Origin of the sequence: Bradyrhizobium sp. LMTR 3 (genome assembly GCF_001693485.1) — a bacterium.
Taxonomy (GTDB): Bacteria; Pseudomonadota; Alphaproteobacteria; order Rhizobiales; family Xanthobacteraceae; genus Bradyrhizobium.
The window spans coordinates 205668-227127 of sequence record NZ_MAXC01000051.1; the positions used below are offsets into that span (position 1 = coordinate 205668).

General features: G+C 62.9%; 19 protein-coding genes. 7 read left to right on the forward strand and 12 right to left on the reverse strand.

Annotated features, from left to right (window positions below; translation table 11 throughout):
- Positions 1 to 5: 5 nt before the first annotated feature.
- Positions 6 to 305, reverse strand: coding sequence for an HU family DNA-binding protein (locus LMTR3_RS31295; RefSeq protein WP_028347431.1), 300 nt, complete (start codon positions 303 to 305; stop codon positions 6 to 8).
- 428 nt (positions 306 to 733) lie between these two features.
- Here LMTR3_RS31295 and LMTR3_RS31300 point away from each other — a divergent pair, with 428 nt between their 5' ends.
- Genes LMTR3_RS31300 through LMTR3_RS31315 form a run of 4 tightly spaced genes read left to right on the forward strand, consistent with a single transcriptional unit; the run spans position 734 to position 5815 of the window.
- On the forward strand, positions 734 to 2350 hold the full coding sequence (locus LMTR3_RS31300) for an ABC transporter substrate-binding protein (RefSeq protein WP_065748809.1): 1617 nt from the start codon (positions 734 to 736) through the stop codon (positions 2348 to 2350).
- 24 nt (positions 2351 to 2374) lie between these two features.
- Positions 2375 to 3352: an ABC transporter permease gene (locus tag LMTR3_RS31305; RefSeq protein ID WP_065748810.1), complete on the forward strand. Its 978-nt coding sequence runs from the start codon at positions 2375 to 2377 to the stop codon at positions 3350 to 3352.
- A gap of 4 nt (positions 3353 to 3356) precedes the next feature.
- Positions 3357 to 4187 (forward strand): ABC transporter permease, encoded by an 831-nt coding sequence (locus LMTR3_RS31310; protein ID WP_057843250.1) that lies wholly within the window; start codon positions 3357 to 3359, stop codon positions 4185 to 4187.
- Positions 4184 to 5815 (forward strand): ABC transporter ATP-binding protein, encoded by a 1632-nt coding sequence (locus LMTR3_RS31315; protein ID WP_065748811.1) that lies wholly within the window; start codon positions 4184 to 4186, stop codon positions 5813 to 5815. Before LMTR3_RS31310 ends, LMTR3_RS31315 begins: the two co-directional genes overlap by 4 nt.
- Positions 5816 to 5874: 59 nt before the next feature.
- On the opposite strand, the gene LMTR3_RS31320 is transcribed toward LMTR3_RS31315, so the two are convergent.
- Positions 5875 to 7179: an NAD(P)/FAD-dependent oxidoreductase gene (locus tag LMTR3_RS31320; protein ID WP_065748997.1), complete on the reverse strand. Its 1305-nt coding sequence runs from the start codon at positions 7177 to 7179 to the stop codon at positions 5875 to 5877.
- A 73-nt stretch (positions 7180 to 7252) separates the two neighbouring features.
- On the opposite strand from LMTR3_RS31320, the gene LMTR3_RS31325 reads away from it, so the two are divergent.
- Both LMTR3_RS31325 and LMTR3_RS31330 read left to right on the forward strand, forming a co-directional pair.
- Complete coding sequence (locus LMTR3_RS31325; protein WP_065748812.1) at positions 7253 to 8104, forward strand: VOC family protein; 852 nt, start codon at positions 7253 to 7255, stop codon at positions 8102 to 8104.
- Positions 8105 to 8154: 50 nt separating this feature from the next.
- Complete coding sequence (locus tag LMTR3_RS31330; protein ID WP_065748813.1) at positions 8155 to 8766, forward strand: TetR/AcrR family transcriptional regulator; 612 nt, start codon at positions 8155 to 8157, stop codon at positions 8764 to 8766.
- Here LMTR3_RS31330 and LMTR3_RS31335 read toward each other — a convergent pair.
- The 7 genes from LMTR3_RS31335 to pucL all read right to left on the reverse strand — a co-directional run bounded on the left by LMTR3_RS31335 (position 8753) and on the right by pucL (position 17412).
- The gene (locus tag LMTR3_RS31335) at positions 8753 to 9709 is read right to left on the reverse strand and encodes a fatty acid desaturase (RefSeq protein ID WP_065748814.1); all 957 of its coding nucleotides are present in this window, start codon (positions 9707 to 9709) and stop codon (positions 8753 to 8755) included. The genes LMTR3_RS31330 and LMTR3_RS31335 overlap by 14 nt on opposite strands.
- Positions 9710 to 9736: 27 nt before the next feature.
- Positions 9737 to 10756, reverse strand: a complete 1020-nt coding sequence (locus tag LMTR3_RS31340) for an alpha/beta fold hydrolase (RefSeq protein WP_065748815.1) — start codon at positions 10754 to 10756, stop codon at positions 9737 to 9739.
- A gap of 227 nt (positions 10757 to 10983) precedes the next feature.
- Positions 10984 to 12636 carry a regulator gene (locus tag LMTR3_RS31345; RefSeq protein WP_065748816.1) on the reverse strand — a complete coding sequence of 551 codons (1653 nt, stop codon included), beginning with the start codon at positions 12634 to 12636 and terminating at the stop codon, positions 10984 to 10986.
- Positions 12633 to 13343: a cysteine hydrolase family protein gene (locus LMTR3_RS31350; RefSeq protein ID WP_065748817.1), complete on the reverse strand. Its 711-nt coding sequence runs from the start codon at positions 13341 to 13343 to the stop codon at positions 12633 to 12635. Before LMTR3_RS31350 ends, LMTR3_RS31345 begins: the two co-directional genes overlap by 4 nt.
- A 337-nt stretch (positions 13344 to 13680) precedes the next feature.
- Positions 13681 to 15075 carry a hypothetical protein gene (locus LMTR3_RS31355; RefSeq protein ID WP_065748818.1) on the reverse strand — a complete coding sequence of 465 codons (1395 nt, stop codon included), beginning with the start codon at positions 15073 to 15075 and terminating at the stop codon, positions 13681 to 13683.
- A gap of 173 nt (positions 15076 to 15248) precedes the next feature.
- Positions 15249 to 16514: an allantoate amidohydrolase gene (locus tag LMTR3_RS31360; RefSeq protein ID WP_065748819.1), complete on the reverse strand. Its 1266-nt coding sequence runs from the start codon at positions 16512 to 16514 to the stop codon at positions 15249 to 15251.
- A 55-nt stretch (positions 16515 to 16569) separates the two neighbouring features.
- On the reverse strand, positions 16570 to 17412 hold the full coding sequence (pucL, locus tag LMTR3_RS31365) for a factor-independent urate hydroxylase (protein ID WP_065748820.1): 843 nt from the start codon (positions 17410 to 17412) through the stop codon (positions 16570 to 16572).
- A gap of 196 nt (positions 17413 to 17608) precedes the next feature.
- On the opposite strand from pucL, the gene LMTR3_RS31370 reads away from it, so the two are divergent.
- Positions 17609 to 19003, forward strand: coding sequence for a nucleobase:cation symporter-2 family protein (locus tag LMTR3_RS31370; RefSeq protein WP_065748998.1), 1395 nt, complete (start codon positions 17609 to 17611; stop codon positions 19001 to 19003).
- A gap of 137 nt (positions 19004 to 19140) precedes the next feature.
- Here LMTR3_RS31370 and uraD read toward each other — a convergent pair whose 3' ends face one another.
- From uraD to LMTR3_RS31385, 3 genes are read right to left on the reverse strand one after another with little or no spacing between them, the layout of a single operon-like run.
- Positions 19141 to 20022, reverse strand: coding sequence for a 2-oxo-4-hydroxy-4-carboxy-5-ureidoimidazoline decarboxylase (gene uraD, locus LMTR3_RS31375; protein ID WP_065748821.1), 882 nt, complete (start codon positions 20020 to 20022; stop codon positions 19141 to 19143).
- Positions 20023 to 20032: 10 nt separating this feature from the next.
- Positions 20033 to 20971: an allantoinase PuuE gene (puuE, locus tag LMTR3_RS31380; protein ID WP_065748822.1), complete on the reverse strand. Its 939-nt coding sequence runs from the start codon at positions 20969 to 20971 to the stop codon at positions 20033 to 20035.
- Between the two features lie 2 nt (positions 20972 to 20973).
- Positions 20974 to 21387, reverse strand: a complete 414-nt coding sequence (locus tag LMTR3_RS31385; RefSeq protein ID WP_027536371.1) for a DUF3830 family protein — start codon at positions 21385 to 21387, stop codon at positions 20974 to 20976.
- Positions 21388 to 21460 lie beyond the last annotated feature (73 nt).

Below are 21460 nucleotides of genomic sequence, written 5' to 3' on the forward strand. Positions count from 1 at the left end.
TTGTCTTAAACCGCGTCCTTGGCGGCCTTGACCGGGCGGGCCCGGACGATCTTGCGGGCCGGCTTGGCCTTGAACATCATTTCCTCGCCCGTGAAGGGGTTGGTGCCCTTCCGAGCCTTGGTCGCCGGCTTCTTCACCACGACGAACTTCGCGAAGCCGGGAACGAGGAATAGCCCGTTCTTCTTCAGCTCCTTGTGACCGACGTCAACGAGCGTGTCCATCACGTTCTTGACCTCTTTCTTCGAAAGTTCGGTGGTGGTCGCGATCTTCTCGATGAGCTGCGACTTAGACATTTGGGTGGCCATGGTTGCTCCATTGATTCTGGCACAGGCGACGATATGTCGGAAACCGCCTAAAAAACAGGGTTTCCGACATTCTGCACAACTATCTCGCTAGTCGAGTTGCAGTGATTCGTCCAATTTTTCCGGGATTTTTAGCATCAGAAGCCGTCTAGGGCCTATTTTTATGGGGAATCAGCGCACCCCGAGGCCCCTTTTTCGGACAATCTGAGACTGCCCTCGGGTCTTTGCCTCTATCGGGGCGAGCCGTGATTTGCCTTCTGACAGGGCAAAATGCGCAAGACTGATCAGCCAGTAAGCACGTTGTTTTCTGGAAGGATTTTCCGCTCTGCGCGTTGATTTGAAAATGACTCGCGTTGGCCTTCCATCGTAACATCACGCTCAAGGCGGACGCGTGAACGGTCTGCCATCAATATCGAGTTCGGAGACTTCGCATGGATTTGACGCGCCTTGAGATCAATCGTCGCACTGCGCTGCTGACCTCGGCAGCCATCGCGGCCAACGTGATCAATCCGATGCGGGCCTTCGCGCAGGAAACCCCGCGCAAGGGCGGCGTGTTCAACGTCCATTACGGCGCCGAGCAGCGCCAGCTCAATCCGAGCATCCAGGCTTCCACCGGCGTCTACATCATCGGCGGCAAGATCCAGGAAAACCTCGTCGATCTCGACGCCAACGGCCAGCCGGTCGGCGTGCTCGCCGAAAGCTGGGAAGGGAGCCCCGACGGCAAGACGGTGACGTTCAAGCTGCGCAAGGGCATCACCTGGCACGACGGCAAGCCGTTCACCTCGGCCGACGTCGAATTCACCGCCATGAACATGTGGAAGAAGATCCTCAATTACGGATCGACGCTGCAGCTCTTCCTCACCGCGGTGGAAACGCCTGATGCGCAGACCGCGATCTTCAAGTACGAGCGGCCGATGCCGCTGAACCTCCTGCTGCGCGCCCTGCCCGACCTCGGCTATGTCTCGGCCAAGCACCTCTATGAGAGCGGCGATATCCGCCAGAACCCGACCAATCTCGCGCCCGTCGGCACCGGCCCGTTCAAGTTCGTCAAATATGAGCGCGGGCAATATGTCATCGCCGACCGCAACGAGAATTACTGGCGTCCGAACGCGCCCTATCTCGATCGCATCGTCTGGCGCGTGATCACCGACCGCTCTGCGGCGGCCGCGCAGATGGAGGCCGGCGAGCTGCACTACTCGCCGTTCTCGGGACTAACGCTCTCGGACCTGGCGCGGCTTTCCAAGGACAAGCGCTTTGTCGTCTCGACCAAGGGCAATGAAGGCAACGCGCGGACCAATACGCTCGAGTTCAACTTCCGCCGCAAGGAATTGTCCGACATCCGCGTCCGCCGCGCGATCGCGCATGCGATCAACGTTCCGTTCTTCATCGAGAACTTTCTCGGCGATTTCGCCAAGCTCGGCACCGGGCCGATCCCCTCGACCTCGACGGACTTCTACCCGGGGCCGAACACGCCGCAATACGCTTACGACAAGGCCAAGGCCGCCGCGCTGCTCGACGAAGCCGGCTTCAAGGCGGCACGTGGAGGCACGCGCTTCTCGCTAAGACTGTTGCCTGCGCCGTGGGGCGAGGACATCTCGCTGTGGTCGACCTTCATCCAGCAGTCGCTGGGCGAGATCGGCATCCCCGTCGAGATCGTTCGTAACGACGGCGGCGGCTTCCTCAAGCAGGTCTATGACGAGCACGCCTTCGATCTCGCCACCGGCTGGCACCAATACCGCAACGATCCCGCGGTCTCGACCACGGTCTGGTACCGCTCGGGCCAGCCCAAGGGTGCACCCTGGACCAACCAGTGGGGCTGGCAAGACAAGAACGTAGACAAGACCATCGACGATGCCGCGACCGAAATCGATCCGGCCAAACGCAAGGCGCTCTACGCCCAATTCGTCAAGGAAGTGAATACGGAGCTGCCGGTCTGGATGCCGATCGAGCAAATTTTCGTCACCACGATTACGGCGAAGGCACGCAACCACTCCAACACGCCGCGCTGGGGATCGACGAGCTGGCACGATCTTTGGCTTTCGGCTTAAGCCGATATCCGCCAAGATAGGTCTATGCGCATTCTGAGCCTCGCGGGGCGGCGGCTCGCCGCCTCGATCCCGACCCTGATCCTGATCCTGATCGGCGTGTTCCTGCTGCTGCAGTTCGCACCGGGCGACACCGTCGACGCCATGATGGCACAGATGGGCGGCGGCGATGTAGCGACCGCCAAGGAACTGCGCAAATTCTATGGGCTCGACCTCTCGATCCCGGCCCAGCTCGGCAATTACCTTTGGCGGCTGGTGCGGCTCGACCTCGGCTTCTCCTCGATCTACGGCAAGCCGGTGGCCTCGGTTATCCTCGAACGGCTGCCGCCGACGATCCTTTTGATGACCGCGTCGCTGTCGTTTGCGTTCTTCTTCGGCCTCGTGTTCGGCGTGATCGCTGCTCGCGGCGTCAACCGCTGGCCCGATACGCTGATCTCCACGCTTGGCCTGATCTTCTACGCCACGCCCTCGTTCTGGTTCGGCCTGATGGCCATTGTTGTGTTCTCGGTCTATCTGCAATGGTTGCCGCCCGGTGGTTTTGAGGACATCGGAACGGTCCGGACCGGCATCTGGCGCGTGCTCGATATCGCGAGCCATCTGGTGCTGCCGACGCTCACCCTCGGGCTGATCTTTCTCGCCATTTATCTTCGTATCATGCGCGCCTCGATGCTGGAGGTTCTCAATCTCGATTACGTCCGCACCGCGCGCGCAAAAGGTCTCGACGAGACGCGCGTGGTGACGCGGCACGTGCTGCGCAATGCGCTGTTGCCGATGGTGACGCTGATCGGACTGCAGGCCGGCACCATGCTGGGCGGATCGGTGGTGGTCGAAAGCGTGTTCTCGCTGCCGGGGCTCGGGCGGCTTGCCTACGAGTCTGTGGTGCAGCGCGACCTCAATACCCTGCTTGGCATCGTCTTCGTCTCCGCGCTGCTCGTCATCACCGTGAACTTCATCGTCGACCTCATCTATGCGCGGCTCGACCCGCGCATCACGGCCGAGGGCTGACGCCATGGACGCGGTCAAGCGCTACTTCCGAAGTCCCGCCGCGGTCGCGGGCCTGATCCTGCTTTTGATCGTGATCGCGATGGCGATCTCGGCCGGCTGGTTCTACCCGCGCGATCCGCTAGCGCTCGCCGGCCGGCCGCTGGTCTGGCCGTTCTCCAATCCGCGCTTCCTGCTCGGCACCGACAATTCCGGACGCGATATCGCCGCCCAGATATTCTACGGCGCGCGGATCTCGCTTTTGATCGGGGGTGTTGCAACCGCAATCGCGATCCTGATCGGCATCCTGGTCGGCGCCTTCGCCGGTTACTACGGCGGCTGGGTCGACAATGTCCTGATGCGGATCACCGAAGCGTTCCAGACGCTGCCGAATTTCGTGCTGCTCTTGGTGCTGGTCGCCGTGTTCGGCTCGACGCTGACGACCGTCACCATCGCCGTCGGCGTGGTCTCATGGCCGGCGCCGGCGCGGCTGACCCGCGCCGAGTTCCTGTCGCTGCGCAACCGCGAATTCGTCCAGGCCGGGCGGACCCTCGGCATGAAGAATATCCAGCTCATTTTCGGCGAGATCCTGCCCAACGCGCTGCCACCGGTGATCGTCTATGCCAGCGTGGTGATGGCAGTCGCAATCCTGCTGGAAAGCGCGCTCGCTTTCCTGCGGCTGTCCGATCCGAACGTGGCGTCCTGGGGCAATCTGATCGGCCTCGGCCGCGACGTGCTGCGGGTGCAGTGGTACGTCTCGGCGATCCCCGGCATCGCCATCCTCGTTACCGTGCTCGCTGTGTCGCTGGTCGGCCAGGGCCTCAATGATGCGCTTAATCCGAGGCTGAAAGGCCGATGAGCCGGAAAGATACCATCCTCTCGCTCGATCGGTTGAGCGTCCGACTGCCCGGCGGCGCGGATAGAGCGCATGCGCTGTCGGGCGTGTCACTGGAAATCGCTTCCAACGAAATCCTCTGCGTGGTTGGCGAATCCGGCTCCGGCAAGTCGATGATGGCGAATGCGATCATGCGGCTGTTGCCGAACGAGGTGACGATCGACGGCGGCCGGATGCTATTCGAGGGCCGCGATCTCTGCGCAGCTTCGGTTGCTGAAATGCGCGAGGTGCGCGGCGCCGGTATTGCGATGATCTTCCAGGAGCCGATGACGGCGCTCAATCCGCTGCGCACCATCGGCGACCAGATCGCCGAGATGTTCTCGATCCATACCGAATTGTCGAAGGCGGAGATCGGCGCGAAAGTGCTGGCCCTGCTCGCCGACGTCCGCATTCCCGATCCGAAGCTCGCGGCAAGGGCCTATCCGCACGAGCTATCCGGCGGGCAGCGCCAGCGAGCCATGATCGCGATGGCGCTGGCGCTCGATCCGAAACTCTTGATTGCCGACGAGCCAACGACGGCACTCGACGTCACGACACAGGCGCAGATATTGAAACTGATCCGCGACCTGCAGCAGCGCCGCAGGACGGCGGTCATGTTCATCACCCATGATTTCGGCGTCGTTGCCGAGATCGCCGACCGCGTGGTGGTGATGCAGCACGGCGTCATCGTCGAACAGGGGACGGCTTCCGAGGTGCTGCACCATCCGCAGCACGCCTATACCAAGCAGCTCATCGCCGCTGTGCCGCCGCTGAACGCGCCTCCCCCGCGGGCGCTTGCCTCTGACAACATCCTGACGATCACGGATGTTTCGAAGACCTATCGCACCGGCGGCTTTCTCGGGCGCGGCGCGCGGGTGACGGCGGCCGTGAAGAACGTGTCGCTCAACCTGCCGCGCGGGGCGACGCTCGGTATCGTCGGCGAGTCCGGTTCGGGCAAATCGACGCTGGCGCGCTGCATCGTGCGGCTGATTGATCCCGATACCGGATCGATCGTGCTCGACGGCAGCGACTGGGCAAAAATGCCGCGTGAAGAAGTCCGCCGCGAGACGCGGCATATCCAGATGGTATTTCAGGACCCGTTCGCCTCGCTCAATCCGCGCCGCAAGGCGGCCGAGCTGGTGGCGCAGGGACCAATCGTGCACGGCACGCCGCGCGCCGAGGCGATTGCGGATGCGAAAGAACTGTTCGCGCTGGTCGGGCTGGATCCTTCCGCCGGCGACCGCTATCCGCACGAATTCTCCGGCGGCCAGCGCCAGCGTATTGGACTTGCGCGGGCGCTGGCGCTGAAGCCGGACGTGCTGGTGGCGGACGAGCCGGTGTCGGCGCTCGATGTTTCCGTGCAGGCGCAGGTGTTAAAGCTGCTCGCCGAACTGCGGACGCGGCTCGGGCTTTCGATCGTCTTCATCACCCATGATCTGCGCGTGGCGGCGCAAATCTGCGACCTCGTCGCGGTGATGAAGGATGGTGAGGTGGTGGAGCACGGACGCGCGGCGGAAGTGTTCGGCAATCCGCAGCATCCGTATACGCGCGCGCTGCTCGACTCGATCCCCGGCGGGGAGTTTGCGCGGGAGCACGCGACGGCGGCGGTGTAGCTCCCTCTCCCCGCCCCTTCGCGGGGAGAGAGGGAGAAGCGGCAGCCTCGCTCGCTGCGTCACGTCATCTCCCTGGCATCGCGCCGGCGATAGACCAGCAGCATCAGCGGCGCCAGTGTTCGCAACATGCCGTGCGCGACGATCGGCGCCGGCTCGGTGAACGGCAGCGCCAACTCGTTGTCCGGCACGCCGCGGACGGCCTTTGCCAGTTCGTTGCCGAGCGGGATGGTCAGCGCCACGGCGCGGCCGTTGCAGCCGGTCCAACCGAACGCATTGGGTCCGAGCTTGTGAATGCGCGGCAGGAAATCCGTGGTCATGCCGACATATCCGTTCCAGACGTAATCGAACGAGACCTCGCCGATCTGCGGCCACAGCCGCTGCAGGCGCTCGGTGACGCGCGCCTTGATCCGCTCCACCTTGTTGCCGGGGCCAATCACCGCGCCGCCGGTGACCAAGCGGTTTCGCGCGTCGTAGCGCGCGAAATAGAGTTCGCCATGGGTATCCGACATCGCCTGCCGGCCGGGAATGATGGTGTTGCGGACGTTGTCCGACAACGGCTGCGTCGCCATCTGCCACGACAGCACCGGCATCACCTCGCGCGCAATCTCAGGCACCAGCGATTTGGAGAACTCGCCGCTATAGGCATTGCTCGCCACGACAAGCGCATGGCCGGAGATTTCGCCCTTCGCCGTCTTGACCACCCAGCGGTCGCCCCGGCGCTCAAAGCTTTCCGCCGGCGAGCGTGCGTAAATGCGCGCGCCGAGGCCGAGCACGCTGCGCGCGAGGCCACGGGCCAGCGCCAGCGGATTGATGTGGCCGCCGGTTTTGTTCCAGAAGCCGCCGAACCATGCATCGGAGCCGAGCATTTCGCGCGTCTGCTCGCGCGACAGCAACTCAACGGGCGCGCCGAACTTCGACCACTGCCGCACCCGCCGTTCCGCGATCTTGATGCGGCCGGGCGAATGCACGGGCTGAACCCAGCCGGCCTGTTCCTCCTCGGCGTCGATCTTGTAGCGTCTTGTCACGTCGAAGAGATAAGAAGCGCTGTCGCGCAGCATGTGGACGAAACGTTCGCCGGCCTCGCCATGTTTGGCAATGATATCTTCCGGATCGGGCCGCGACAGCGTCGGGATCACCTGGCCATTGTTACGGCCCGATGCACCCCAGCCCGGCTCGGCGGCTTCGACAATCGCGACATCGACGCCCGCTTCGCGCAGATGCAGCGCGGTGGAAAGTCCGGTGAAGCCTCCGCCAATCACGATCACATCGACCTGCTGCGAGCCGATCAGTTCCGGTAAATCAGGCCCCGATGGCGTCACGGCGGCCCACAGTGAATCGGGCCAGCGGACGTTGCTCGTGTTCATCATGATCCTTTCTTGCAGGCAACTGATGGTTCTGATTAGCTTAGACCGCTCACGAGCCTCAGGGAACAAAAGAGTGGCACTCAAAAACATCATCGGAATCGATCACGCCGTGGTCATGGTGAAAGACCTCGACAAAGCCGCCGAAAACTACAAGCGGCTCGGCTTCACCGTGTCGCCGCGCGGCACCCACAGCGCACATATGGGATCGGGCAACTACACCATCATGTTCGACCCCGACTATATGGAATTGCTCGGCGTGCTGACGCCGACGGAACATAATGCTCCGGCGCGGACATATCTGGAAAAGAATGGCGAAGGTATCGAGCGCATCGCGTTCACGGCGGTGGATTCCGCCGAAGGCGCGGAGGAAATTCGCGCGCGCGGCTATCCGCCGATTGGACCGACCGATTTCGAACGTCCGGTAACGATGCCGGATGGCACGGTATCCGCGGCCAAGTTTCGCACCTTCCAATGGCCGACGGCGGAAGCGCCCGGCGGCGTGCGCATCTTTGCCTGCCAACACAAGACGCGCGAGACGGTTTGGATTCCCGAATTGATGAAGCACGCCAATGGCGCCAAGCGCCTAAAGCAAGTGCTGATCGTCACCCCGGAGCCGGCGGATGACGCCGCGCAACTCGCGAGCATGATCGATCGTGAGGCAAGGGTCGAACCGGACGGCGTCATTGCGATCCCTTCGGGCAGCGACCGCGCCGACTTCATATTCCTGACAAAGACCCAGCTCGGCACACGCTACCCTGACGTCCCGCTGGCGGGACTGCCCGAGCGTGGCGGCGCGGGGCTGGTGATCGCGGCCGATCTCGCGGCGGCGGAAAAGGCGCTCGGTGCTGCCGGCATGAAGAGTGCCGGTGGCGTCGTGGTGCCGCCGGCCGAAGGCAACGGCACGCTGTTGGCGTTTGTGGCATAGCCAAGCGCATCGATCGCGCCGCACCGGTTCAGGGGCTGGAAATCCGGACGATGGCGAAGAGCAAGATGACAACGGAAGGTGGCGCGGCGGCCGTCCGCCGCGGCCGCCCCCGCTCTGCCGAAACGACCAACGCGATCCTGCAGAGCGCCTATGCGCTGATGGCGAGCACCGGTCTTGCCGCCACCAGCATCGACGCGATTGCGCGGCACTCGAACGTTTCGAAGATGACCATCTATAAATGGTGGCCGTCGCGCGAGGCGCTTCTGATCGACGCGTTCCTGAACCAGGCGTCGATGATGCTGCCGATCTCAGGCACCGGTCAGCCCGCGGCCCGCCTCCGGCGCCACGCTGCGGCCTATGCCGAAGCGCTTCAGGGAGAGTTCGGCAAGGTGCAACTCGCGGTGATCTCGGAATGCATCTCCAGGACCGGATCAGCAGAGATCTTCTACGAGCGCTACCTCGACCATCGCAGGACCGCGCTGGTCGAACTGGTCGCGGCCGGCCAGCAGGACGGCAGCATCGGCGCGACAGGCGCGCCGGAAGACCTCTATGATGCGATCTATGGCAGCCTGTTCTACCGCTACATTTTCGGCATCAAGCCGATCTCGTCGACGCAGGCGCGCAACCTGGTCGACACCATTCTGATGATCAAAGACTGTTAGCGCCGGACGGGTTAGCTCGCGTCCGGCGGAACCAGGCCCACGTCTCCCGCGTCACCGCCCGGTAGCCCCTGCCCCGGAACTTGATTTGACCATCGACGATCCGGTTCAGCTTCGGTAGCGCATGGAACGGGATGGAAGGATAGGCATGGTGCTCGACGTGATAGGGCATGTTCCATGCGAACCACTTCATGACCATGCCGGTGTAGGTGGTACGGGTATTCTGGAAAGCACTGCGCGTCCGTTCGCAGCCCGTGTGCTCGGCGTAAAGGTACGGACGCAGGATCAACTGGCCGAGAAGCAGCGGAATGATCCAGACCCAGAGCAGGATCGCCGTGTGCAAAGCGAGCGAGGCGAGCAGCAGCACCACATAGCCCATCAGATACAGACGCGCTTCCCTGACGACGATGTAGCGCTTGCTTTCGGGAACCCAGGGAAGCGCGACCTTGCCGGTCAGGGCGTGACGCAGCATCAACAACTCTCGCCCGGCGAGCTGGACAAGGCCGGTATAGGCAATCGCCAATTGCGCGTCGGAGGACGGCTTGGGCCCAACGATCAGCTCCGGATCGCGCTGGGGATCCTGGGTGTAGCGATGATGGTCCCAGTGAAACAGGCAATAATATTCGTAGCGATTTGCGATCACGAAAGCCGAGAGATGGCCGACGACAAGGTTCAGTGCGCGGTTTCGGAACGCGGTCTTGTGGGCGGTCTCGTGCATGGGCATGAACAGGAAGGCCACGAAATAGGCCTGTACGACGATCAGGGGCAAGGCCCACGCCAGTCCGCAAGTCGTGGAGACCAGCCATATCAGGGCGCCGACCACCACGATCGCACCGTAGTGACTGATGGTGCGAATGGCGCCTTGAAGGTCCGAACGCACTGAAAGCTCGCGGAGCATGGCTGGCGCAAGCGGCTTCTCCCCTGTTGCGGTGACGGCAGTGCTCATGGTCGAAATCGTCTCCGGTGATGATTTTTAACGCTGCAGCAGCGCCGAGATCTCGGCGTTGATGAAATCGCAATCTGTGGCGTTGTTGATCGGGTTTCCGGCACGGTGGCCGTGGATCGACGGGATCGGATGCAGTTCGGCTGACCGCGCGTTGACGAGCCGGCCCAACTCGGCCTCGTTGTCGCGCATGTCGAAATAGCGATCGGTCTGCCCGGGCATCAGCAGGACGCGCGCCCTGACGGCGGCGAGCGCGCGGTCGATGTCGCCGGCGAATTCGGGACATTGGCTGATATCGCCGCGCTGCCAGATGCCGATCTGCGCCAGCAGATCGTTGGCGTCGCGCCGTGTGAAGGCAATGTCCCACGAGCGCGCCAGATAATCCTCGAGGCTAGTAAAGCCGGCCTCGCGCCAGATCTCGTCGCAGTAATAGGCGTGCGACATCGCCCAGCCCGCATAGACGCGTCCCATGGCGCGAAGTCCGGCGGAAGGTGTTGCGATGAAACGACCGTCGCGGAAAGCGGGGTCCGCCATGAGCGCGGCCTTCACGCCCTCGAGGAATACGTGATTGTAGGGTGAACATCTGGCGCTGCCGCAGACGACAGCCGCCCGCTCCACCATATCGGGATGGCAGGCCGCCCAGTGGTAGGCCTGCATGCCGCCCATCGACCAACCATAGACGAGCGCGATTTTCGAGATGCCGAATTGCTCCACCAGGAGGCGGCGCTGGACCCCGACCGCGTCGTGATAGCTGATCGCCGGAAACGGCGTGACATCCGAATTGGACGGCGACGAGGACAGGCCGTTGCCGAACAGGTTCGGGATGATGATGAAATAGCGATCGGGATCCAGCGCGCCGCCGCGCTGAATCAGCCATTCGGTGTCGTAGTGCTGCGCGCTGAACGATGTCGGATAGACGATCACATTGTCCTTGCGCGCACTCAGCGTGCCATAGGTCTGGTAGGCGAGCCGCATCGAAGGGAAGACGACGCCCGACTGAAGCAGGACGTCTCCCGCGTCGAAGACATGATAGTCGCAGTGCATCGTCATGGGTCATCATTTACTGTACTGATAGTACACTATATTAGTTGGATTGCAACAGATTTCGCTGGTAGGCAATGACTTGCTCGCGCTCGAAGGTGAGGATGCAAGTTGGCGCGTTTCGCCCTCCCCTCATCCTGAGGGGCGCGGAACGCGCGTCTCGAAGGATGGGGCCCGACTGTGGCCTCATGGTTCGAGACGCGCTTCGCGCTCCTCACCATGAGGGGTGAGAGGGCTCACTCCGCTGGCGCCGCCGCGGACACCTCCGGATGCGCGCTGTAGTCGACGGCAGGGCTGGTCTTCGCCAGCGCGAACAGGCCCGCCGCCATCACGGCATAGGCCAGCGCCACGCCGGGCGTAACACCAAGGCCGCCGCCGATGCCGACGGCTTCGCCGTGCATGAAACCGAAGTAAGTCATGACCGCGCCGGCGAGCGCAAAGGCCGACGCCTTCATGAAGTCGCGTTCGATCACGAACACGCCGATCGCGCCCAGCACGAGACCGGCGAGGATTGAGCCGCCGCCCATCACTTCGAGGCCGTGATAGAGCACGCCCTGTTGGGGTAGCGCGGCAATGGCAGCCGTCTTGACCGCGTCGACCTTGTCGGCGGCGAGACCGCCGACAGTCTGCGCGGCCGTAATCGTCGAGCCAAGCATGGTATCGATCTGCAGCTTCGCCCACGCCGCGAGATGCGGTGTCAACGCCAGCACGATCGCTGGCGCATGCTTGAGCGGCGTGGTCTGGAACGCCTGCGCGCCGATCAGCATACCGATATAGAGCAGGATCGGCGAGATCGCGACCACCGGCACGAGCGCCAGCAGCACCGAGATGATGCCGAACCACGACAGTAGCACCACCATGATGCCGGTCGCGGCCGAATAACCGATCCGCCCGCCCATCGCCTTCCAGCCGGGATGGCCGATATAGACGGCGTTGATGAAGGGATTGCCCATCAGGCAGCCGATCAGGCTGACGACGCCGTCGGCGGTCAGCACGCGCGTGGTCGGATATTCGTCGCCGGCTGCCTCCGCGCTTTCGACATTGTCCATGGCTTCGACGAGGTCGTAGATGCCGAACGGGATCGCGGTCACCAGGATGATGCCGAGGAATTCGAATCCAGAGAAGACGTGGCCGAAGGCCGGCAACGGCACCGAGAAACCGAAATTGGCAAAGGCATCGCCAACGCCCTTCAGGCTCAATCCGCCGAGCCCAAGGCCGAACAGGTTCGAGCCCCAGGCGATGAGCATGCCGGCGGCAATGGCGACAAGGCCCGCCGGAATCCCTCGTGGATATTTCACGCCACCGAACCAGCTCACCAGGATGATGGCGAAGCAGATCAGGCCGATCTGCGGCGTCATGTACATCTCCAGCGCCGGGCGCATCGAGATGAAGGTGACGGAAACACCGGCGAGCGTGCCGAGCAGCGCCGCACGCGGGGTGATCTTCCGGATGTAGGGCGCGATGAAACCGCCGATCATCAGGATAAAGCTCTGGAAGAACACCCAGACCAGGCCGGCCGACCAGCCCTTGACGGGATCGCCGGTCTTGAGCGTGATCGGCAGCATGATCACGAAGGTGACGATGAACATGTGCGGCACGCTGACGCCGGACGGCAGCGCGCAGACGTCGTTGCGCCCGGTCTTCTGCGCCAGTTTGTAGGCGAGATACGCGTAATAGAACGTCGACAGGCACATCATCAGGCCGAGCGCCGGCAGGATGCGGCCGAATACGATTGAATCCGGCATCTTCAGCACGAAGCGCAGCAGCCCGGTCAGCACCAGCATGTTGACGAGGATGTTGGTGCCGAAGCCGAACAAGGCGTTCCAGTCGCCCGGCGTCCATAGCGCCGGCCTGAAGGTGGATGTACCTGATGTCTCCGTTGCGCTCATCGTGATGCCCCCGCTACTGCCGTTGTTGGAATCTCCGGTGAAAGTGCGTTCAGCACCGCGGCTGAATCCGAAACCCAGCCGAAGATGCCGCCCTGCGCCTTGATCATCTTCAGGCCCATCTCGTGGAATTCGGGAAAATAGGAGGCGCAGCCATCGGCCAGCACCACGCAGCGATAGCCGCGGTCGTTGGCTTCGCGCACCGTGGTGTTGACGCAGACCTCGGTGGTGACGCCGCACACCAAGATATTCTCGATGCCGTAGCGCTGCAGCACGTCGCCGAGCTCGGTGGCGTAGAACGCGCCCTTGCCCGGCTTGTCGATCACGATCTCGCTGTCGAGCGGATAGAGTTCGGGAATGATGTCATGGCCGGGTTCGCCGCGAATGAGAATGCGCCCCATCGGCCCGGGATCGCCGATGCGCAAGGACGGCGCACCGCGCTCGACCTTGGCCGGCGGTGCGTCGGAAAGATCGGGCAGATGGCCCTCGCGGGTGTGAATGACCAGCATGCCGGTCGCGCGCGCCGCTTCGAGCACGGCGGCGATCGGCTTCACCGCGCGCGCGAGTTGGCTGACGTCGTTACCCAGCGTTTCGCCGAAGCCGCCGGGCTCCATGAAATCGCGCTGCATGTCGATGATGAGAAGCGCGGTCGCCGCCCAGTCGAGCTCGATCGGCTCCGGCTCCGCTGCGAGCTTTCTTGAGTTCGCCATGACGTACGCGCCCCGAACGAGAGAACCCTTCGGGAGAAATCAAGCAAGGCGCGTGCCATTGTGTACAATGGCGGCTCGTGGCCGGGGGCAGTGAAATCCGTTGCATTTTCAATTTGATGATTATGGATGCGACGGCAGCCTACCCTCCGTCCGGCGCTTTCCGGACGGGCACCTGCTCATTAACTGAGCAAACCCGCAGTTGCGCCTGCGGTTCAGAGCGCAATTGAAATCGCTACGCCCAGGTCGCGACACGCCGCGAAAAAATGACCGGCGTTACAAGGTGCTTCGGTGCGCGGATTTCCGGCGTGAGGTCACGTTGGCGTTGGGCATCGCACCGCTACGCAGAGGCCGCCTCAACAGGTTGCGAATTCGAGCTCAGCAGCGGCGTCCCGAATGCCCGCCGCCAGACCGACAGAAAACGCGGAAACCAGGAGTGCGCGACGGCGCTCTGATAGGCCCATGTGCGATATTTGAGACCTCTTTCCGACAGAAGTTCCTGATATCCGCCGTGCGTTTCGGTCGCGCGACGGATGTCCCTCAATATATCGCGGGCGCAGGACCGGTACTTGTCAGTGCCGGAAAATTCATCGTACTCCAGCATGCGATCGGCGAACTCGACGTTAAACGTCGGCCAGCAGGAGCGCCCCTGGTAGGCCGGAGCCGCAATCTTGTGGATCATCTTGTTCTGCGGGTTATCCGTGGACACCAGGAAGTGCGACGTATCCGGGATTCGAAACCGCGGTTCGCCAAGGATTAGATCCGTCGTGGCTGCGAATAGCGCGCGTTCGCTCACCTCGCTCAGATCCCAAAATCCCTGGTGCACATTGACGAAGTCCAGGGCGACGGAAGACGCCCCCGGTTCGCTCCTGGAATCCAGGGAATGCCTGATATGGCCATGCTTGCCGAATAACTCGAGCAGCTCCTTCTTGTACTGCGAAAGCGCGCGTCCGAGCAGCCCTTCCAGCTCGATCCGGTCGATCACCCCCAACCGTATTCCGCGCACAAAGGTCGCGTAGACGCATGCATTGGTGACGAACCGCCGGCGCTCGGCGCGGGTATCTGTCGCCGCGGAACGGGGGGCCGTTACGTCGCACAGCAAAGCTGCGAGGCCGTCGTCGTCGAACGGCTGCAACGAGCCGGCGAGTTGAAATATCGCTTTCTCCAGGTCCTTCCGATACTCGCCAAGCAACAAGCGGCCGGCATAGGCGCCTTGCGCCATCGCCAAAAACGAAGACGGCCTTTGGTCCGCGCGCATAATCTGCTCCAGACCCGCGAGAATGCCCAGCAGCGTATCCGACGGCAGCGAGAAGTAATTGACGCCGATGTAACGGTCGTTGCCTGCGGGAACAATGGTCGTTGTGACGACATTGGCGCGGACGGCCTCCAACATCAGCCGGACGCTCTTCTCGAGCAAACGAACCCTGCGGACAGCATCCTCGGAATCCATGATGGTCTCGGGATCGAGAACATCGGGATAGAACCAGGCAAAGTCCCGGGGATAATAGGCCGATGCGTGCGGTGCCCCCGTGACCAGAAAGGCTTCGTTCGGAGAAAAGGCATTATCGACCGAGTGCCTGTACAACTCATTGATCCCGGCCGATGCGCGATACTTTCTCAGGAAGCGATCACCGAGAAAGTTGACAGCCTGAATACCGTTGGCGACACAGGAGGCGAACGGACCCTGGTAAAATCGGTATTTGCGATGTGATGAAAAAGGAATGTGGCGATGCATATGAGAAACAGAGTTCCGTGGTTTCGATTACCACGCCTTGGTACTTCAGACATCGTCGATTCGTCTTTCTGTCAGATGAACCATGATGTCACCGCATTGTCATAAAGCGGCATGGCAGCAGCGCTCAGGTCAGCTCTTGCAAGCCCTACATCTTCTGAACTTAGGCCTGCCGCCTACCCCGGCCGGAAATTCTCGATGAACCGCAGCAGCACGCGCGCGCCCGCCTCGGCATCGGCGGTCTCGACATGCTCGGCCGGGTTATGGCTGATGCCACCGCGGCAGCGCACGAACAGCATGGCGACATCGGCGATATCGATCATCGCCATGCCGTCATGCCCCGCCCCGCTCGGCAGTTCGAACACGCCATAGCCTTCGGCCGCAACCGCTTCCGCGACCTGCGCTTTCAGCCAGGGCGCGCAGGGCACGGTGCGGTTTTCATGGGTGACGTCGATCTGCAGCGACAGCTCACGGCGCTTTGCGATCGCCTCGATCTGCCGCACGATCTCGGCGACGGCCCGCTTGCGGTGCGGATCGGCCGGCGCGCGGATGTCGAGCGTGAAGGAGACCTGCCCAGGAATGACGTTGGTCGCGCCGGGCGATGCGTTGATGACGCCGACGGTGCCGACCAGGCCGGCGCCATCGGCCTTGCAGAACTGCTCGACCGCGACGATGCATTCGGCGGCACCGGCCAGCGCATCGCGCCGCAGCGCCATCGGCACCGTGCCGGCATGGCCGGCCATGCCGGAGAGATTTGCGGCGAGCCGCGTGGCGCCCGCGATCGCCGTCACCACGCCGACCGGAATGTTTTGCTGTTCCAGCACCGGCCCCTGTTCGATGTGCAGTTCGACATAGGCATGCAGCTCGCGGCGGGTGCGCGCCGCCGCATTGATATGGCCGGGGTCGAGGCCGAATTGCACCATGGCCTCGCGCATGGTGAGGCCGTCACGGTCGCGCGCGTCGAGCACGCTTGCGTCGAAGGTTCCCGCGACCGCCCGGCTGCCGAGCAGCGTCGAGGCAAACCGCACGCCCTCCTCGTCGGCGAAACCGACGATCTCGACCGCGAACGGCAGCCGCACGCCGCGCCGGTTCAGATCGGCGACGCAGGCGATCGCTGTGATGACCCCGAGCGGTCCGTCCCATTTGCCGGCATCGCGCACGGTGTCGTAGTGCGAGCCCAGCATCAGGCAGGGTAATCCCGGGCGATCGCCCTCGTAACGGCCGCAGACATTGCCGATCGCGTCGAGATGCGCTTCCATGCCGGCATCCCGCATCCAGGACAGAATGAGATCGGCTGCCGTGCGATGCTCAGGCGACAGGAAAACCCGCGCCAGATGCTGCGGCGTCTCGGAAATCATTCCGAGCTGATTGATACGGCTTACGATTTCATCGCCGAGCCGAGATCCCGCCGTCCCACCACTGACCGTCTGTATCTTCGTCATGCTGTTCCAGTGAAACGCGCCGTGAGCGGCGCCTTCCGAATTGTGAGGACGCCTTTTAACCCCTTCCCACCGTGCACTCAATCTGACCATGGGGCTCGTCGGTGGGCAGGAAAACGTCGTTATTGTTATCCAACCCGAAAGCCGACAGGTTCATTGGGATGAAGTGCATGTTGGGGCAGGCCATGCTGATTTCCGAGATCTCGGGCACCGCCGCCAGCGCCGCCTCGCCCATCCGGTACAGGCTGTCCTGAACGCTCATGCTGTAGGTCGTGCCGAACACTTCGAGCACGGTATCCATAATCTTCGCATTCGCCGCCGGATAGTTCGACGGCTTGCCCGACCATTTCCAGGACGCGACCATGCTGGTCGCGCAGATCCGATCGGCGGTCTCCGGCAACGTGGTGTAGCGATCCCTGGGATAATTCTCCCAGCCGGACTGCGTCGACTTCATGAACGAGAACCCGTCGATGCCGGAAGCCAATGTCGATGGCCCACCCCGCACGGCCGCGACCTCGACGAACGGCCTGCCATTGTTGTCGAGCACAAAGCTGTGGGGATGCGGCTTACCGCCAAAACTCAGGCGACGCCATTTGGTCTCGTGGGCGGTGACCGCAACCGAAGCGATCTGCGGAAAGGTGTCGAGATATCGCTTCGCCAACACCTGGCAAAATTCCTCGGTGCAGAGGCCAGTGTTCTCGCGGGCGACGACATTGACGATGTTCTTGATGGTGTCGGTTGCCACCGTCGTGGAATTGTCGGCATGGGTATAGGCACGGGCAAAGTCGCCCTCCATCATTGCCTTGATGCTGAGCTGGCTGACCTCGTGGCGGTCGCCGTCCCGGTGAATCCGCATAACCCGGACGCGGCCCTTTCCGTATCGATTCTTGATCAGCCGCATGCCAGGAGCTCCCGTTCAATTGGATAATTTGCGGGGATTTCGGTCGCCCGGTAAGGTTGGATATTGAGCAACCTTCGTGCCACAGGGCAAGGCTTTAGGGGACGACACTTTAACGACAAGCCTTCGAGCGCAAATTCTGGCACGCGCCTTGTATCGGTCCAAACAGGCGAAGCGCCTGCAGCAGGGGAATCCGAATATGAGCAGCGAAATCCATCCGGTCGACCAGGTTCTGCCGACGCCACGCTTGCTGGCGCTCGGCCTGCAGCACGTGCTGGTGATGTACGCCGGCGCGGTTGCCGTGCCCTTGATCATCGGCCGGGCGCTGAAGCTGCCGCCGGAAGACGTCGCCTTTCTGATCAGCGCGGATCTGTTCGCCTGCGGGATCGCTACCCTGGTGCAATGCATTGGCTTTCCCGGAGTCGGTATCCGCCTGCCGGTCATGATGGGCGTCACCTTTGCCTCCGTCAGCCCGATGCTGGCGATGGCCGCCGCGCCCGACATCGGGCTGCTCGGCATCTACGGTTCGGTCATCGCTGCCGGAATCTTCGCCATCCTTGCCGCGCCATTCATCAGCCGGATGTTGCCGCTGTTTCCGCCTGTCGTGACCGGGACGATCATCCTGGTAATCGGCATTTCGCTGATGCGGGTCGGCATCAACTGGGCCGGTGGCGGCCTGCCGACCTTGACCAAGATCGTCGACGGCGTGCCCGGCGCGTTCCCCAATCCCGGCTACGGCCAGTTACAAGGCCTCGGCATTGCATTGTTCGTGCTGCTCGTCATCCTCGGCCTGATCAAATGGGGCTCCGGTTTCGTCGCCAATGTCGCAGTGCTGCTCGGCATCGTCGCTGGCGCGATCCTCGCCGCCCTGCTCGGCGTCATGCATTTCGAAAAAGTTGCCGCGGCGCCATGGGCGGCGATCGTGCTGCCGCTACATTTCGGGGCACCGAAATTCCAGCTCGTCCCAATCATCACCATGTGCATCGTGATGATTGTGGTGATGATCGAGTCGCTCGGCATGTTCCTGGCACTTGCCGAAATCACCGGCAAGACCGTCGACCGCGATGCGCTGACCCGCGGGCTACGTGCCGATGGCGTCGGCACGTTCCTGGGTGGACTGTTCAACACCTTTCCCTACACGTCGTTCTCGCAGAACGTCGGGCTGGTCGGCGTCACCGGGGTGCGCTCGCGCTGGGTGACCATCGCTGGCGGCGGCATTCTGCTGCTGCTGGGGCTGGTGCCAAAGATGGCGGCGCTGGTCGAGGCGGTGCCGCTGGTGGTGCTCGGCGGCGCCGGGCTCGTGATGTTCGGCATGGTGGCGGCCACCGGCGCGCGCATCCTCACCGCGGTCGATTTCAAGAACAACCGCCATAATCTGTTCGTGGTGGCGATCTCGGTCGGATTCGGCATGATCCCGCTGGTCTCGCCGAATTTCTTCAAGAACCTGCCGCACGACCTGCACCCGCTGCTGGAGTCCGGCATCCTGCTCAGCGCGCTGGTCGCGGTGACGCTGAATGCATTCTTCAACGGCGTCGGCGGCAAGGCTGCAGCGGAGGCGGAAGCTGCAGCAGCGGCGGCAACGGCGACGCATTAGTGTGGATGAGGCCGTAGGGTGGGCAAAGGCGCCCTTGCGCCGTGCCCACCATCAACGATTTCATCTGGAAATGGTGGGCACGCTTCGCTTTGCCCACCCTACAAACTACTTTGTCCACCCTACAAACTACGAAGTGATTAGCTCCCGCGGTAGGTCGCATAGCTCCAGGGCGTCACGAGCAGCGGCACGTGGAGATGGCCTTCGGGATCGCTCACCGAGAAGTGCAAGGGAATTCGATCGAGAAACGGTGGGTCTGAGGTCGGCACATTACGGCCGGCAAAATAGTCACCGACGCGAAACATGAGTTCGTAGCGGCCGATCGGCACTGGCCGGCCGCCGATCAATGGCTGATCGGTGCGGCCGTCGCTGTTGGTCACGGCGCGCGCCACGACGCGGCTCTGCCCTAGATCGGACAGTTCGGTGAGCTCGATCGATATCCCCGCCGCGGGCCTGCCGCTGTGCGTATCCAGCACATGGGTCGACAGCCGGCCATGCACCGGCAGCCGGTCCTCGGAAGCCACGAGCTGGTCGAGGCGCAGCGCCGCAATCCGGCAAATCTCCACGACTGAAGTCCGCATCTCTGCTTTCGCGTCGTTCGGCAGGCGGCGCTCGAAATCACGCAGGATGGAATCGCGGGTGCGGCGGCGAACGCAGACGATATAGGGAAAGCCGAACTTGGCACGGTAGGCGCTGTTGGCGCGCTCGAAGGCTTCATATTCGGCATCCGACAGCCGATCGAGGCCGACGCTGTCCTGTTCGGCGGAAGATTCCGCGGTGAGGCCTGTGGCGCGCTGGGTCTTGTTGGCGAGGTCGGGGTGCGCCCGGATTAGCGTCATCAGCGTTTCGTCCGGCGCGCGGTCGACCGCAGCCGTCATTGCCGCGAACAGCGCGCCGATGCCTGCGAACGGCCGCCGCACGGCCGCCGCTTCGGCCACCCACGGTGAATGCTCGAAAATATTGCCGAGCGCGGCGACGAAATCATCCTTGCTGTAATAATTTAGATCGGAAAGCTTCAACATCGATGCCGGCCTATCCGATATCGAAAGCGCTATCGGCAAGATGCGACAGGTTGGCGTGCCAGTGCTGCGCGATCTGCAGCCGCGTCGGCACCCAGACGCGCTCGTGGTTTCCGATGTAGTCGAGAAACCGCATCAGCGCCGCCGCGCGGCCGGGGCGGCCGACGACCCGGCAATGCAGGCCGACCGACATCATCTTCGGCGCGCTCTCACCTTCCGCATAAAGAACGTCAAAACTGTCCTTGAGGTAGGTGAAGAATTCATCGCCGCCGCCAAAGCCCTGCGCGTTGACAAAGCGCATGTCGTTGGCGTCGAGCGTATAGGGGATCACCAGATGCGGCTTTGAGCCGCGCGACTTGATCCAGTACGGCAAGTCGTCGGCATAGGAGTCGCAGAGATAAAGCAGGCCGCCGGCCTCCATCAGAAGCCTTAAGGTGTTGATCGAAGATCGTCCGGTGTACCAGCCGAGCGGGCGCTGCCCCGTCGCCTCGGTGTGGACGCGGATCGCCGCCGCGATCTCGGTGCGCTCCTCGGTTTCAGACATGTCCTTGTGCTCGATCCATCGCAGGCTGTGGCTGGCGATGTCCCAGCCGGACTCCTTCATGGCAGCGACCACATCCGGGTTTCGCTTCAACGCCTTGGCGACGCCGAAAACGGTGACCGGCAGATTGCGTTCGGTGAACATCCGCCACAGCCGCCAGAAGCCGGCGCGCGAGCCATATTCGAACATCGACTCGATGTTGGCATGGCGCTGTCCGGGCCAGGGCTGCGCACCCAGCACGTCTGACAAAAAAGCCTCCGAGGCGCGATCGCCGTCGAGAACATTGTTCTCGCCGCCTTCCTCGAAATTAACCACGAACTGCACCACAACCCGCGCGTTGCCCGGCCACTTCGGATCGGGCGGGTTGCGCCCGTAGCCGCGAAAGTCGCGCGGGTAAGCCGGCGCCGCCATGATCAGACTTCCTCGAAGCGGATCTTCTGCGCGCCCTTCCACAGTACGGTCTTGCCGAATGCGGTCAGGTTCTCCAGCCCCGAAGTCAGGGTGATGAAGTGATTGCCGGCGAGCTGGCCCATCTTGCTCGCAAAGTGCACGCCGCCATAGGCCAGCAGGATTTCGGTCTCGCTGATGCCGCCGGGATAAAGAATGATCTGGCCGGGCGCGGGATAGCTGGTGTGGTTCTCGTAGGAGACGCCGAAATCGAGATCGCCGAGCGGCATCCAGACACCCTCGCCGCTCCAGCGGACATGGATCGCCTGGCTCTCGAACGGCATCGCCTTGCGAAAGGCGGCGACCGTCTTCGGCGCCAGTTGCTCCTCGAAGCGGGCCTGGAAAGTAAATTCACCGGCGCGGACAATCAGTTGGCTCATCGATCTCTTCTTCTGGATATAGGTGAGGACGTGGTTCAGCCGTATCCATTACAGCCCGAACAAGCGGACGCAA